Raw genomic sequence first — 16,148 nt, 5'->3', positions numbered from 1 at the left:
GTTGTAACTGGTCGTATCGAGCGTGGTATCCTACGTGTAGGTGACGAAGTAGAAATCGTTGGTATCAAAGAAACTACTCTTACTACTTGTACTGGTGTTGAAATGTTCCGTAAGCTGCTTGACGAAGGTCGTGCAGGTGAGAACGTTGGTGCACTTCTACGTGGTACTAAGCGTGACGAAGTTGAACGTGGCCAAGTACTATCTGCTAAAGGTTCTATCAACCCACACACTAAGTTTGAGTCTGAAGTATACGTACTTTCTAAAGACGAAGGTGGCCGTCACACTCCTTTCTTCAAAGGTTACCGTCCACAGTTCTACTTCCGTACAACTGACGTAACAGGCGACATCACTCTACCAGAAGGCGTAGAAATGGTAATGCCAGGTGACAACGTTCAAATGACTGTTGAGCTAATCGCTCCAATCGCAATGGACGAAGGTCTACGTTTCGCAATCCGCGAAGGTGGCCGTACAGTTGGTGCTGGTGTTGTAGCTAAAATCTTTGCATAAGATTTGACGAACCACTAGTAAAAAGGGCATCATTTGATGCCCTTTTTCTGCGCTAAAAAAAGAGTTGAGCGAATTGGCATCAATTTCAGCTCTTAGTAAAGAATTAAACAGTCTTTTTGACTAAAATGACTGTTAGATGTGTTGTTCTGCAACGCAAAGGAATGTGCCCTGCAACAGCGGGGTTATTGTCGTCTATATTTAAGACTTATCACAGGTTGGTTTTATGAAAGCAAACGCTGAAACTCCTGATAGCTCAAGTGCAGCAGATACAATGAAGTGGGTAGTCGCTTTTGTACTGTTAGCCGCTGCTGTTGTGGGTAATTACCTGTATGGTGAATTGTCTGTTGTAATTCGCGCTGCAGGTGTAGTTGTGCTGATTGCTGCCGCACTAGGCGTTGCAGCAACAACAACTAAAGGTAAAGCTGCGATCGATTTTGCAAAAGAATCTCGCATGGAGATTCGTAAAGTGGTTTGGCCTACTCGCCAAGAAACTATGCAAACTACATTGATCGTTTTAGCTGTATGTATTGTTATGTCTCTAGTGCTTTGGGGAATTGACGGCATTATGGTCCGTTTAGTTTCTCTAGCGACTGGGGTGTAGAGGGTTCTGATTCATGAGTGAAGCTCCAAAAAAACGTTGGTATGTAGTTCAAGCCTTTTCTGGTTTTGAAGGTCGTGTTGCACAATCGCTACGCGAGCATATTAAAATGCACAACATGGAAGAACTATTTGGCGATGTGCTAGTACCTACTGAAGAAGTAGTGGAAATGCGTGCTGGGCAACGTCGTAAAAGTGAACGTAAATTCTTCCCTGGCTACGTATTAGTTCAAATGATCATGAATGATGAATCATGGCACTTAGTACGCAGCATTCCGCGTGTTATGGGCTTCATTGGTGGTACCTCTGATCGTCCAGCACCAATCACTGATAAAGAAGCTGATGCTATCTTGAACCGTCTAGAGAAAGCGAGCGAAGCTCCACGTCCTAAGACAATGTTCGAAGCCGGTGAAGTGGTTCGTGTTAACGATGGTCCATTTGCTGACTTCAACGGTACTGTTGAAGAAGTAGATTACGAGAAGAGCCGCATTAAGGTATCTGTATCGATCTTTGGTCGTGCAACACCGGTTGAGCTTGAATTTGGTCAGGTTGAAAAACTGGACTAAGACTCGATTAGTTGAACTAAGTTGTGGATAACTTATTAGCAACTTGTTCAAAATAAAAGAGTATAAAAAATCACCTTTTTAGGGTTGTTTAAGGCGCGAATTATGATTATAATTTCGCGCCTTTTTGCTTCTATGGAAGTAAAAAGCGTTAATTGAATTTATGGGGAGCTTGCCTTACGGCTAGCGCATGTACCCAAATATTAGGAAATATCATGGCTAAGAAAGTTGAAGCTTATATCAAACTGCAAGTTGCAGCTGGTATGGCAAACCCGTCGCCACCGGTTGGTCCTGCTCTAGGTCAACACGGTGTTAACATCATGGAATTCTGTAAAGCGTTCAACGCAAAAACAGAATCTGTTGAGAAAGGTCTACCGACTCCAGTAGTTATTACTGTATACAACGACCGTTCTTTCACGTTCGTAACTAAGACTCCACCTGCTGCTGTTCTTCTTAAGAAAGCTGCTGGCGTTAAGTCTGGTTCTGGTCGTCCAAACACTGAAAAAGTGGGTACTGTAACTGACGCTCAAATCCAAGAAATCGCAGAAACTAAAGCTGCTGATATGACTGGTGCTGACATCGAAGCAATGAAGCGTTCAATCGCTGGTACTGCTCGTTCAATGGGCCTAGTGGTAGAGGGTTAATAAGATGGCAAAACTTACTAAGCGTATGCGCGTAATCCGCGACAAAGTTGACGCGACTAAAGAATACGAAATCAACGAAGCTGTTGCACTTCTTAAAGAACTAGCTACTGCTAAATTCGTTGAGTCTGTAGACGTTGCTGTTAACCTAGGCATCGATGCTCGTAAATCTGACCAAAACGTACGTGGCGCAACAGTGCTACCTCACGGTACTGGCCGTGAAATCCGCGTTGCTGTGTTCACTCAAGGTGCAAACGCAGAAGCAGCTAAAGAAGCTGGCGCAGATGTTGTTGGTATGGAAGATCTTGCTGAGCAAGTGAAGAAAGGCGAAATGAACTTCGACGTTGTTGTTGCTTCTCCAGATGCAATGCGTGTTGTTGGTCAACTAGGTACTATCCTAGGTCCACGCGGCCTTATGCCAAACCCTAAAGTTGGTACTGTAACTCCTAACGTTGCTGAAGCTGTTAAGAACGCTAAAGCTGGTCAGGTTCGTTACCGTAACGACAAGAACGGCATCATCCACACTACTATCGGCAAAGCATCTTTCGAAGCTAACCAACTTCAAGAGAACCTAGAAGCTCTTCTAGTTGCTCTTAAGAAAGCTAAGCCTTCTTCAGCGAAAGGTACTTTCCTGAAGAAAGTAAGCATCTCTACTACTATGGGTGCTGGTATTGCTGTTGATCAGGCTAGCCTGAACACTCAAGCAAACTAATTTGCTTAGGCGCAGATTTAGTGTATACTTCTGCGCCTAATATTTGTGGTTGGGTGATTTGAAGCAATTCAAATTATCTATCCCAAGACCGTAGGCGCTGTACTTTTCGGAGCTACAGCTTAATAAAACCTACGTAGGCGGTGCCTAATTTAAATGAAGTGATTCATATTTATTAGCATCGTAAACGCTCATTACACACTGTAATGGGTGCTGTAATCACAACCAGAGGTTAATCCAAATGGCTTTAAATCTTCAAGACAAAAAAGCAATTGTTGCTGAAGTCAACGAAGCAGCTAATGGTGCACTTTCTGCAGTTGTAGCTGATTCTCGTGGCGTTGAAGTTGGCGCAATGACTTCTCTACGTAAACAAGCTCGCGAAGCGGGTGTTTACATGAAAGTTGTTCGTAACACACTAGCACGCCGTGCGGTTCAGGGTACAGACTACGAGTGTCTAACTGACACTTTCACTGGTCCAACTCTGATCGCGTTCTCTAACGAGCACCCAGGTGCTGCAGCGCGTCTTTTCAAAGACTTCGCTAAAGAGAACAAAGATTTCGAGATCAAAGCTGCTGCATTTGAAGGCGCAGTTACTGATGCTGAAGTACTAGCGACACTACCAACTTACGACGAAGCTATCGCACGCCTAATGATGTGCATGAAAGAAGCTTCTGCTGGCAAGCTGGTTCGTACTATCGCTGCACTACGTGACCAAAAAGAAGAAGTAGCGGCTTAAGCCTTGCTTTTCACTGGTTGCAAATTAAACTTATTGTTGACTTAAAAGAGAATTGTTATGTCTATTACTAACGAGCAAATCCTAGACGCAGTTGCAGAAATGTCTGTAATGCAAGTTGTTGAGCTTATCGAAGCTATGGAAGAGAAATTCGGCGTATCAGCTGCTGCTGCAGTTGTAGCTGGTGGCGCTGCTGGCGGCGACGCTGCTGCTGAGCAAACTGAATTCGACGTTATCCTAACTTCTGCTGGTTCTAACAAAGTACAAGTTATCAAAGCTGTACGTGGCGCAACTGGCCTAGGTCTTAAAGAAGCTAAAGGTCTTGTAGACTCAGCTCCAGCACCTCTAAAAGAAGGCGTTGACAAAGCTGAAGCTGAAGCTCTTAAAGCACAGCTAGAAGAAGCTGGCGCTTCTGTTGAAGTTAAGTAATTATTACTTAATTTCTTAGCCGCAAGGCTAATGGCTGGTGGTTATTTAACCACCGGCCTTTTTGCGCTGTAGGGCTATGACGAATTTTCCGCTGTTTAAGCGTCATAACCCGAGCAAAAAAACAGTCATGTTTTCGATATGATTGTTCACTACATTAAACAGCTGTTAGTCACTACCCCCTCCGAGGAGTGTTTTGGGTAGTTTGGGTCACTTATCAGCGAGCTGAGGAACCCCATGGTTTACTCTTATACCGAGAAAAAGCGCATCCGTAAGGACTTTGGTACTCGTCCACAAGTTTTGGACATTCCATACCTGTTATCGATCCAGCTTGATTCTTTCGATAAATTCATCGAACAGGATCCAGAAGGTCAATACGGTCTTGAGGCTGCTTTTCGTTCTGTATTCCCAATTCAGAGCTACAACGGCAATTCTGAGCTGCAATACGTTAGCTACCGTCTTGGTGAGCCAGTTTTTGATGTTAAAGAATGTCAAATCCGTGGTGTAACTTACTCAAAGCCACTACGCGTTAAACTACGTCTAGTTATCTTTGATCGAGATGCGCCAGCAGGTACTGTAAAAGACATTAAAGAACAAGAAGTCTACATGGGCGAAATTCCGCTTATGACAGACAATGGTACTTTCGTAATTAATGGTACCGAGAGGGTTATCGTATCCCAGCTGCACCGAAGCCCAGGCGTGTTCTTCGACAGTGATAAGGGTAAGACCCACTCATCTGGTAAAGTTCTTTATAACGCACGTGTAATTCCTTACCGTGGCTCATGGTTAGACTTTGAGTTCGATCCTAAGGATAACTTATTCGTACGTATCGACCGTCGTCGTAAGCTACCAGCTTCAATCATCCTTCGTGCACTAGGTAAGTCAACTGAAGAGATCCTAGATCTGTTCTTCGACAAGGTGAACTTCGAAGTGAAAGACCAAACTCTTCTTATGGAGTTGGTTCCTGATCGTCTACGTGGTGAAACTGCGTCATTCGACATCGAAGCAAACGGTAAAGTTTACGTTGAGACTGGTCGTCGTGTTACTGCTCGCCACATCCGTCAACTTGAGAAAGATGGCGTTGAGCACATCGAAGTACCTGTAGAGTACATCGTTGGTAAAGTTGCATCTAAAGATTACATCAACGAAGCAACTGGCGAGATCATCGTTGGCGCGAACCAAGAGATCAGCCTAGAGGCACTTGCTAACCTATCTCAAGCAGGTCACAAAGCTCTAGAAGTACTGTTCACGAATGACCTAGACCATGGTCCATTCATGTCAGACACTCTACGTGCAGATAGCACAGTAGATCGCATCTCTGCATTGGTAGAAATCTACCGCATGATGCGTCCTGGCGAGCCACCAACGAAAGAAGCTGCAGAATCTCTATTCGAAAGCCTATTCTTCTCAGAAGAACGCTACGACCTATCAACTGTAGGCCGTATGAAGTTCAACAGCTCTATCGAGCGTGAAGAAGAAGAAGAGCGCGGTACTCTGGATGAATCAGACATCATCGAAGTGATGAAGAAACTGATCGGCATCCGTAACGGTAAAGGCGAAGTGGACGATATCGACCACCTTGGCAACCGTCGTATCCGTTCTGTAGGTGAAATGGCAGAAAACCAATTCCGTGTTGGTCTAGTTCGTGTAGAACGTGCCGTTAAAGAGCGTCTAAGCCTTGGCGACCTTGATGCAATCATGCCTCAAGATCTAATCAACGCTAAGCCTATCTCTGCTGCAGTTAAAGAATTCTTTGGCTCTTCACAGCTTTCACAGTTCATGGACCAAAACAACCCATTGTCAGAAGTTACGCACAAGCGTCGTATCTCTGCTTTAGGTCCTGGTGGTCTTACTCGTGAGCGCGCAGGCTTCGAAGTACGTGACGTTCACGTAACTCACTACGGTCGTCTATGTCCGATCGAAACGCCTGAAGGTCCAAACATCGGTCTAATTAACTCACTATCTGCATTTGCACGTTGTAATGACTACGGTTTCCTAGAAACTCCGTACCGTCGTGTAGTAGATGGCGTAGTAACAGACGAAGTTGATTACCTGTCTGCAATCCAAGAAGGTCAATTTGTAATCGCGCAGGCGAACACCGTTCTTACTGAAGAAGGTACGTTCGCAGATGAGCTAATCACTGCTCGTCAAAAAGGTGAATCTGGTCTTCACCCACGTGACCACGTTGACTACATGGACGTTGCGACAAACCAAGTAGTATCTATCGCTGCATCGCTTATCCCGTTCCTAGAACACGATGATGCGAACCGTGCATTGATGGGTGCGAACATGCAACGTCAAGCGGTACCAACACTTAAGGCTGACAAGCCTCTAGTAGGTACTGGTATCGAACGTAACATCGCAGTTGACTCTGGTGTTACAGCGGTTGCTAAACGTGGCGGTATGATTCAGTCTGTGGACGCTTCTCGTATCGTAGTTAAGGTTAACGAAGATGAGCTAGTACCTGGCGAAGCTGGTATCGACATCTACAACCTAACTAAGTACACGCGTTCAAACCAGAACACATGTATCAACCAACGTCCTACCGTGCTACCGGGTGAACCTGTATCACGTGGCGACGTACTAGCTGACGGTCCTTCAACAGACCTTGGTGAGCTAGCACTTGGTCAAAACATGCGTATCGCGTTCATGCCTTGGAACGGTTACAACTTCGAAGACTCGATCTTAGTATCTGAGCGCGTAGTTCAAGAAGACCGTTTCACGACTATCCACATCCAAGAACTATCTTGTGTGGCTCGTGATACTAAGCTGGGCTCTGAAGAGATCACAGCTGATATTCCAAACGTAGGTGAGTCTGCTCTGTCTAAACTAGACGAGTCAGGTATCGTTTACATTGGTGCTGAAGTTAAGGGTGGCGACATCCTAGTTGGTAAAGTAACACCTAAAGGTGAAACTCAACTGACTCCTGAAGAGAAGCTACTACGTGCAATCTTCGGTGAGAAAGCATCTGATGTTAAAGATACTTCTCTACGTGTACCAAACTCTGTTTCGGGTACTATTATCGATGTACAAGTCTTCACTCGCGATGGCGTAGAGAAAGATAAGCGTGCACTTGAAATCGAACAGATGCAGCTTAAAGAAGCTAAGAAAGACCTAACTGAAGAGTTCCAAATTCTTGAGGGTGGCCTTCTTAACCGTGTTAAAGCTGTACTTCTGTCTGGTGGTTACTCTGAAGCTAAGCTTGATACGATCGGTCGTAAGCAATGGCTAGAGCAAGTTCTAGAAGACGATGCGCTACAAACACAGCTTGAGCAACTTGCTGAGCAGTGGGATGAGCTAAAAGCAGACTTCGATAAGAAGTTTGAAACTAAGCGTCGTAAGATCACTCAAGGTGATGATCTAGCGCCTGGCGTTCTTAAGATTGTTAAAGTTTACCTAGCGGTTAAACGTCGTATCCAGCCTGGTGATAAGATGGCGGGTCGTCACGGTAACAAAGGTGTAATCTCTAAGATTAACCCTGTTGAAGACATGCCATACGATGAGAAAGGTCAGCCTGTAGACATCGTACTTAACCCACTGGGTGTACCATCGCGTATGAACATCGGTCAGATCCTAGAAGTACACTTAGGTCTGGCAGCGAAAGGTATCGGTGACAAGATCAACCAAATGGTTAAGGAACAGCAAGAACTTCATAAGTTCCGTGAGTTCCTACAGAAGGTTTATGATCTTGGTGATACTCGTCAGAAAGTTGATATTGCTGAACTGTCTGATGATCAAGTTCGTACACTGATCAAGAACCTACGTGGCGGTCTACCGATTGCTACTCCTGTGTTCGATGGTGCTTCTGAAACGTTAATCAAAGAACTACTTAAACTGGGTGATCTGCCAGAATCTGGTCAGCTTAAACTGTTTGATGGTCGTACTGGTGACTCGTTTGAGCGTCCTGTAACTGTAGGTTACATGTACATGCTGAAACTGAACCACCTTGTTGATGACAAGATGCACGCTCGTTCTACTGGTTCGTACAGCCTAGTAACTCAGCAACCACTTGGTGGTAAAGCTCAGTTCGGTGGTCAGCGTTTCGGTGAGATGGAAGTATGGGCACTAGAAGCATACGGTGCTGCTTACACGCTTCAAGAAATGCTAACAGTTAAGTCGGATGACGTTAACGGCCGTACTAAGATGTACAAGAACATCGTAGATGGCAACCACAGCATGGAACCTGGCATGCCAGAGTCGTTCAACGTACTGTTGAAAGAGATTCGCTCGCTAGGTATCAACATCGAGCTAGAAGACGAAGAGTAATCCCTTCTTTCTTTCTAGAGAAAAGAGATTATTTGGTTGAAGGTGCTCACTTTTGCGGGTGAGCCCCTTTTAACTCCTTACAGGAGCTGATTGTGAAAGACTTATTAAACTTTCTAAAAGCGCAGCATAAGACCGAAGAATTTGATGCAATCAAAATCGGTCTATCTTCACCAGACATGATCCGTTCATGGTCTTTCGGTGAAGTTAAAAAACCTGAAACGATCAACTATCGTACGTTCAAACCTGAACGCGATGGTCTGTTCTGTGCGCGTATTTTTGGTCCAGTTAAAGACTACGAATGTCTTTGTGGTAAATACAAGCGTCTGAAACACCGTGGTGTTATCTGTGAGAAGTGTGGCGTAGAAGTTACACAAACTAAAGTTCGTCGTGACCGTATGGGCCACATCGAGCTTGCTTCACCAGTTGCTCACATCTGGTTCCTAAAATCGCTACCGTCTCGTATCGGTCTACTAATGGATATCCCTCTACGTGATATCGAACGTGTTCTTTACTTCGAAATGTACGTAGTAACTGAACCAGGTATGACTGATCTAGAAAAATCTCAGATGCTTACTGAAGAAGAGTATCTGGATCGTCTAGAAGAGTGGGGTGATGAATTCACTGCTAAGATGGGTGCAGAAGCGATCAAAGATCTGCTTGCAACAATGGACCTTCATCAAGAAGTGGAAGAAATGCGCGAAGAGTTGGAAACAACTAACTCTGAAACTAAGCGTAAGAAGATCACTAAGCGCCTGAAGCTAGTTGAAGCGTTCATTGCATCGGGTAACGATCCGCAATGGATGATTCTGACTGTACTTCCGGTTCTTCCGCCAGATCTACGTCCTCTAGTACCTCTAGATGGCGGTCGTTTTGCGACTTCAGATCTGAACGACCTTTACCGTCGTGTGATCAACCGTAACAACCGTTTGAAGCGTCTTCTAGAGCTAGCTGCTCCGGACATCATCGTACGTAACGAAAAGCGTATGCTGCAAGAGTCTGTTGATGCACTTCTAGATAACGGTCGTCGCGGTCGTGCAATCACAGGTTCGAACAAGCGTCCTCTGAAATCTCTTGCTGATATGATCAAGGGTAAGCAAGGTCGTTTCCGTCAGAACCTTCTAGGTAAACGTGTAGACTACTCTGGCCGTTCTGTAATCACAGTAGGTCCATACCTTCGTCTACATCAGTGTGGTCTTCCTAAGAAGATGGCACTTGAGCTATTTAAGCCGTTCATCTACAGCAAGCTAGAGACTCGTGGCATGGCTACGACAATCAAAGCTGCTAAGAAGATGGTAGAGCGCGAAGAAGCTATCGTTTGGGATATCCTAGACGAAGTAATCCGCGAACACCCAGTACTGCTTAACCGTGCACCTACACTTCACCGTCTAGGTATCCAAGCGTTTGAACCAGTACTAATCGAAGGTAAAGCGATTCAGCTTCACCCACTAGTGTGTGCGGCATACAACGCCGACTTCGATGGTGACCAAATGGCGGTACACGTGCCTCTAACTCTAGAAGCACAGCTTGAAGCACGTACTCTGATGATGTCGACAAACAACATTCTGTCGCCAGCGTCAGGTGATCCGATCATCGTACCTTCTCAGGACGTTGTATTGGGTCTTTACTACATGACTCGTGAAAAGATCAACGTGAAAGGCGAAGGTATGTACCTTGCTGGCCCTGAAGAGGCTGAGAAGGCATACCGTACTAAGACTGCTGAGCTACATGCTCGCGTTAAAGTTCGTATCACTGAGACCGTAGTAGACGAAGATGGTAACAGCACTACTGAAACGAAACTGGTTGATACAACAGTTGGCCGTGCAATGCTATGGCAAATCGTTCCAGCTGGCCTACCGTACAGCATCGTTAACCAAAAGCTAGGTAAGAAGCAAATTTCTACCCTACTTAACGAAGCGTACCGTAAGCTTGGTCTTAAGGACACAGTAGTATTCGCTGACCAAATCATGTACGCAGGTTTTGCATACGCTGCACTTTCAGGTGTTTCTGTAGGTATCGACGATATGGTTGTACCTCAAGCGAAATACGACGAAATTGAATCTGCTGAAGAAGAAGTTCGCGAAATCCAAGAGCAATTCCAATCTGGTCTTGTTACAGCGGGTGAGCGTTACAACAAAGTTATCGATATCTGGGCATCTACGAATGACCGCGTTGCGAAAGCGATGATGGATAACCTATCTTCTGAAACAGTTATCAACCGTGACGGCGAAGAAGAACAGCAAGAATCGTTCAACAGCATCTACATGATGGCCGACTCGGGCGCACGTGGTTCTGCAGCTCAGATTCGTCAGCTAGCAGGTATGCGTGGTCTGATGGCGCGTCCAGATGGCTCAATCATCGAAACGCCGATCACTGCGAACTTTAAAGAAGGTCTAAACGTCCTTCAGTACTTTATCTCAACGCACGGTGCTCGTAAGGGTCTTGCGGATACAGCACTGAAAACAGCGAACTCGGGTTACCTAACTCGTCGTCTAGTAGACGTTGCTCAAGACGTTGTAGTTCACGAACATGACTGTGGCACGCACGAAGGTATCGACATGATGCCTCACATCGAAGGTGGTGACGTTAAAGTTGCACTTTCTGAGCTTGCTCTAGGTCGTGTAGTAGCTGAAGACGTTCTTAAGCCTGGTACTGAAGATGTACTGATCCCACGTAATACTCTGATTGATGAGAAGTGGTGTCAGATCATGGAAGACAACTCTGTAGATAGCATGAAAGTGCGTTCTGTTGTTACCTGTGATGCAGACTTCGGTTGTTGTGCACAGTGTTACGGTCGTGACCTAGCACGTGGTCACCTAGTGAACCAAGGTGAAGCAGTTGGTGTTATCGCTGCACAATCTATCGGTGAACCGGGTACACAGCTAACGATGCGTACGTTCCACATCGGTGGTGCGGCATCTACTGCAGCAGCAGAGAACAGCATCCAAGCTAAGACAACTGGTACTGTGAAACTTCACAACGCTAAGTTCGTAATCAACAAAGATAAGAAGCTGGTTATCACCTCTCGTGCATCTGAGATGACGATTGTTGATGAGTTCGGTCGTACTAAAGAGAAGCACAAACTTCCTTACGGTTCTGTACTGAGCAAAGCGGACAACGACGCAGTAGAAGCTGGCGAAGTTGTAGCTAACTGGGAAGCGCACACTATGCCAATCATCACTGAAGTGGCAGGTCGCATCCAGTTCGTTGATATGATCGATGGCGTAACTGTTTCTCGTCAAACGGATGATCTAACTGGTCTTTCTTCTTCTGAAGTTACAGATGCAGCGGCTCGCCCAGCAGCAGGTAAAGATATGCGTCCAGCTATCAAACTTGTTGACGAGCAAGGTAACGATGTAATGATCCCTGGTACTGAAATGCCAGCTCACTACTTCCTACCTGGTAAAGCGATTGTAAACATCGAAGATGGCGCTGAAGTTGGCATTGGTGACACACTATCTCGTATCCCTCAGAAATCTGGCGGTAACAAAGATATCACCGGTGGTCTACCACGCGTAGCAGACCTATTCGAAGCTCGTAAGCCTAAAGAGCCTGCGATCCTTGCTGAGCACACAGGTACTGTGTCTTTCGGTAAAGAAACGAAAGGTAAGCGTCGTCTAGTAATCACTCGTGAAGGTGGCGACACTTACGAAGAGATGATTCCTAAGCATCGTCAATTGAACGTGTTCGAAGGTGAGAAGATTGAACGTGGTGATGTAATCGCCGACGGTCCTGAAACTCCACACGATATCCTGCGTCTACGTGGTATCCACGCAGTAACTCAGTACATCGCGAACGAAGTTCAAGAAGTTTACCGCTTACAAGGCGTTAAGATTAACGATAAGCACATTGAGACTATCGTTCGTCAAATGCTACGTAAGTGTACAATCACACATTCTGGTGACTCTCAGTTCCTACCTGGCGAACAAGTTGAGTACCACAACGTGAAGATTGCTAACCGTAAGCTAGAAGCTGAAGGTAAAGAACTAGTACGTTTCGAACGTGATCTACTAGGTATTACTAAAGCATCTCTTGCAACTGAGTCATTCATCTCAGCTGCATCGTTCCAAGAAACGACTCGCGTACTAACAGAAGCTGCGGTTTCTGGTAAGCGTGATGACCTTCGCGGTCTGAAAGAGAACGTAATTGTTGGTCGTCTGATCCCAGCTGGTACTGGTTTCGCATACCACCAAGAGCGTCAAGCTAAGCGTGAAGAAGAGCAGGAAGGTCCATCAGCTGAACAAGCTACTGACAACCTAGCAGCACTTCTAAATGCAGGTTTCTCTTCAGAAGAGTAATCTCTAAGAGATAAGAAAAAGGCACCTTCGGGTGCCTTTTTTGTATCTGGCGTTTGGGTTATTGGTATGTGGATTCGTGCGTGTTTTTACTGATGCTAGCCGGTGAATCACAAGCACCGATGGAAAGACGATCATCGGGATAAGTCTTGAATAAGGATTGGTGGTTTGCTGGTGGTGCTTAGGCTTCAACAGAGTTGAGTGGGTAGGGGAGCGATAGGCAAAACAAAAAGCTTGCACAGAGGCAAGCTTATTAAGGATTCAGTTAACTAAGCGCCTGGTGGAATCGCTAAGCTGTCTGCAATAAGCTGGATAAGATTATCTTCGACTTCAAAACGTACCTCGAGTAGTTCACCTACTTTCGACATATCTCCTTCGAAGTTAGGCAACTCATCGTTCGCACTTACTTTAACGTACTTATCATTGAACTCTAGAAGTGGCTCGGTTGTGAGTACGATCTTCGCGTAAGTTGTATCAATCTCGTCATTGGTTTTAAAGCCTGTTGCTTGCCATTTCTTCATGACCATATCGTAGATCTTAAAATGGCCTTCTGAGATATAATCGACAACATGATCGCAGAATGAGCTGATTTCTTTAGGAGAAGGGAGTTCAACAACGTTTGATTGCCCGTTGCTAGCTGGCTGCAAGGCACCTAGCTTGCAATATTCGACGATGAGAGCTTGTCGAGTTTCGAGCCAATGATCGATGACCTCGCTTGAGCCACCCCATTGTTCTTGTATTTGTTTAAATTTATTTAGCATGACCATGTCCTCATGATCTGATCACAACCGTGTGATCATTGAAATTGCCTAAGCAGGGTCCGTTTATCGATATCTACTAAAAGTAATAGCTTGAAATATTCTCTGCCACAACTCTAGTATGAAATTAGATTGCCAGTAAAATGAACGAACTGCAAGCAATGAGGCATGGGGATGTTAAAAAAAAGTGATAAGAAAATGACAGAGCAAGCTTATTGGTGCGTCGTTTCCGGTAGTGATATTTGGGTTAATAATGATCAGTTTCCTTTCGGCTCTGCCGACGAGCTAGGGCTGAGTGTTGAGCATGCAATCTGTATTGGTCAGCATCAAGGTCGCAAAGTCTATTGGTTGAACGACTGTGACGTTGAGGAAGAACTGACGATGGTCAACCTTAGAGAGTTATTACACTGGCCTGAATCGAGTTTTCTTACTGCAAGTAAAGCCATCCAATATGGCCATATGACACAGAGCATGCGTTTCTGCCCGCAGTGCGGTGGCCGTAATCACCTAAACCATAATCAAGTGGCGATGCAGTGTGGAGACTGTCGTACTCTGCATTATCCGCGTATTTTCCCATGCATCATTGTCGCTGTACGCAACGACAACAAGATATTACTCGCGCAGCACCCAAGGCATAAAACGGGCATGTATACCGTTATAGCGGGCTTCTTAGAGGTCGGAGAGACCTTAGAACAGTGCGTAGCACGCGAAGTCAAAGAAGAGACAGGGATTGATGTGGATAACATTCGCTATTTTGGCAGCCAACCTTGGGCATTCCCGTCGAGTATGATGATGGGCTTTCTTGCTGACTATGCTGGTGGTACGCTCAAACCAGATTATAGCGAGTTATCCGATGCGCAATGGTTTGATGTGACGACTCTGCCAGACGTGGCGCCTGTGGGCACCATTGCGAGACAATTGATAGAGAAAACGGTTGATGACGTGATCAAAGCGGGCTCAGCAGAACAAGCGTTGGAGCACTAAATCGCCTGTAATAGTATTTGGCCTATGGGTGGTCAAAAGCTAAAAAAAACCCTCCACAAGTGGAGGGGGTAAGTAAGATGTCGTTATGAGATGCTGAGTAGTGACTACTCAGGTGTTATAATTGTAATTTTCGCTAGCAAACAAATTTTTAACATGCTCCCTCAATTGGGTGCAAATTAAGCATTGATTTAAAAGTTAATAACTTGATCTAGGTTGCAAAGCACACAGCTTTTACCCCTCAATCAGTGTTAGAATACTTGCCATCAAAACTAGACAAGATTGAATTGGAATTTAACGGAATGACCGAATTAAAGAACGATCGCTATTTACGCGCACTTTTAAAGCAGCCTGTTGATTACACACCGGTATGGATGATGCGCCAAGCTGGCCGCTATCTTCCAGAGTACAAAGCAACGCGTGCAGAAGCAGGCGACTTCATGTCTTTGTGCAAAAACGCGGAACTGGCATCAGAAGTAACCCTTCAACCTTTACGTCGTTTCCCGCTTGATGCGGCAATCTTGTTCTCTGACATCCTAACGATCCCTGATGCTATGGGTCTAGGTTTGTACTTTGAGACAGGTGAAGGTCCTAAGTTTGAGCGTCCTATCACGTGTAAAGCTGACGTAGAAAAAATTGGCCTGCCAGATCCAGAAGGTGAGCTGCAATACGTAATGAACGCAGTACGTCAAATCCGCAAAGATTTGAACGGTGACGTTCCATTGATCGGCTTCTCTGGTAGCCCATGGACACTAGCGACTTACATGGTTGAAGGTGGCAGCTCTAAAGCGTTCACTAAAATCAAGAAGATGATGTACGCAGAACCACAAACGCTGCACCTACTTCTAGATAAGCTAGCAGACAGCGTTATCGAATACCTAAATGCGCAAATCAAAGCGGGTGCTCAATCGGTAATGGTATTTGATACATGGGGTGGTGTACTGACTCCTCGTGATTACAACCTATTCTCACTGCAATACATGCACAAAATCGTTGATGGTCTAATCCGTGAAAACGATGGTCGTCGTGTACCAGTAACACTATTCACTAAGAACGGTGGCATGTGGCTAGAGCAGATCGCAGCAACGGGCTGTGATGCAGTTGGCCTAGACTGGACTATCAACATCCAAGACGCAGTTAAGCGCGTGGGTGATAAGGTTGCTCTGCAAGGTAACATGGATCCTTCAATGCTTTACGCTTCTCCGGAGCGTATCCGTGAAGAGGTATCGACTATCCTTGAAGGCTTTGGTGATGCTGGTACTGGCCACGTATTTAACCTAGGCCACGGTATTCACTTAGATGTGCCGCCAGAAAACGCTGGTGTGTTCGTTGACGCTGTTCACGAACTATCTAAGCCTTACCATAAGTAATTCTGAGTAAGATAATTGAAAGCGCTGCTGGGTAACTGGCAGCGCTTTTTTATGGTTCATCGCGGATTAGCGGGAACTAAAAACAAAAACGGTAGTAAGTGATATGGTTTAGTCGCCAAACAAAAATCATACACAAACTACCGTTTTCATGCCGAATCATACTTTCCTATCTTCATTCTGGGAAGGCTTTAAAATAGTAAAGTCTCACCAGACAGCATCACTTATTACACTGACTCTTAAACCTAACTCTGAGGCTAAATGCCTTTGCGGTCTTGAAGCCGAGGCTATCCATCGAGGCTATCCAT

General features: G+C 45.4%; 12 protein-coding genes. 11 read left to right on the top strand and 1 reads right to left on the bottom strand.

What is annotated here, in order from left to right:
* The 9 genes from L1D55_RS25290 to rpoC form a co-directional block, all read left to right on the top strand.
* A partial coding sequence (locus L1D55_RS25290) for an EF-Tu/IF-2/RF-3 family GTPase (protein WP_239919296.1) occupies positions 1–507 on the top strand: 507 nt, incomplete at its 5' end.
* A gap of 223 nt (positions 508–730) precedes the next feature.
* A complete protein-coding gene (gene secE / locus L1D55_RS25285) occupies positions 731–1,108 on the top strand; it encodes a preprotein translocase subunit SecE (RefSeq protein WP_004737071.1) in 378 nt (125 codons plus the stop codon).
* Positions 1,109–1,121: 13 nt separating this feature from the next.
* The gene (nusG, locus tag L1D55_RS25280; protein WP_032549909.1) at positions 1,122–1,670 is read left to right on the top strand and encodes a transcription termination/antitermination protein NusG; all 549 of its coding nucleotides are present in this window, start codon (positions 1,122–1,124) and stop codon (positions 1,668–1,670) included.
* Positions 1,671–1,882: 212 nt separating this feature from the next.
* A complete protein-coding gene (gene rplK / locus L1D55_RS25275) occupies positions 1,883–2,311 on the top strand; it encodes a 50S ribosomal protein L11 (protein ID WP_026084318.1) in 429 nt (142 codons plus the stop codon).
* 4 nt (positions 2,312–2,315) lie between these two features.
* Positions 2,316–3,020 (top strand): 50S ribosomal protein L1, encoded by a 705-nt coding sequence (gene rplA / locus L1D55_RS25270; RefSeq protein WP_239919295.1) that lies wholly within the window; start codon positions 2,316–2,318, stop codon positions 3,018–3,020.
* 238 nt (positions 3,021–3,258) lie between these two features.
* Complete coding sequence (rplJ, locus tag L1D55_RS25265; protein WP_239919294.1) at positions 3,259–3,753, top strand: 50S ribosomal protein L10; 495 nt, start codon at positions 3,259–3,261, stop codon at positions 3,751–3,753.
* A 57-nt stretch (positions 3,754–3,810) separates the two neighbouring features.
* Positions 3,811–4,179, top strand: a complete 369-nt coding sequence (gene rplL / locus L1D55_RS25260; protein WP_061034324.1) for a 50S ribosomal protein L7/L12 — start codon at positions 3,811–3,813, stop codon at positions 4,177–4,179.
* 234 nt (positions 4,180–4,413) lie between these two features.
* Complete coding sequence (rpoB, locus tag L1D55_RS25255; RefSeq protein WP_063524627.1) at positions 4,414–8,442, top strand: DNA-directed RNA polymerase subunit beta; 4,029 nt, start codon at positions 4,414–4,416, stop codon at positions 8,440–8,442.
* Between the two features lie 92 nt (positions 8,443–8,534).
* Positions 8,535–12,737 (top strand): DNA-directed RNA polymerase subunit beta', encoded by a 4,203-nt coding sequence (gene rpoC / locus L1D55_RS25250; RefSeq protein WP_102423727.1) that lies wholly within the window; start codon positions 8,535–8,537, stop codon positions 12,735–12,737.
* A 266-nt stretch (positions 12,738–13,003) separates the two neighbouring features.
* Here the strand turns inward: rpoC and rsd are convergent, their stop codons facing one another.
* Positions 13,004–13,501 (bottom strand): sigma D regulator, encoded by a 498-nt coding sequence (gene rsd / locus L1D55_RS25245; RefSeq protein WP_102423728.1) that lies wholly within the window; start codon positions 13,499–13,501, stop codon positions 13,004–13,006.
* A 165-nt stretch (positions 13,502–13,666) separates the two neighbouring features.
* Here rsd and nudC point away from each other — a divergent pair, with 165 nt between their 5' ends.
* Both nudC and hemE read left to right on the top strand, forming a co-directional pair.
* Positions 13,667–14,476: an NAD(+) diphosphatase gene (gene nudC, locus L1D55_RS25240; protein WP_239919293.1), complete on the top strand. Its 810-nt coding sequence runs from the start codon at positions 13,667–13,669 to the stop codon at positions 14,474–14,476.
* A 299-nt stretch (positions 14,477–14,775) separates the two neighbouring features.
* On the top strand, positions 14,776–15,843 hold the full coding sequence (hemE, locus tag L1D55_RS25235) for a uroporphyrinogen decarboxylase (protein WP_102424846.1): 1,068 nt from the start codon (positions 14,776–14,778) through the stop codon (positions 15,841–15,843).
* Positions 15,844–16,148: the final 305 nt, after the last annotated feature.

Origin of the sequence: Vibrio sp. Isolate22, assembly GCF_022398115.1 — a bacterium.
Classification (GTDB): Bacteria; Pseudomonadota; Gammaproteobacteria; order Enterobacterales; family Vibrionaceae; genus Vibrio.
This window is presented reverse-complemented; position numbering and strand designations above follow the sequence as displayed.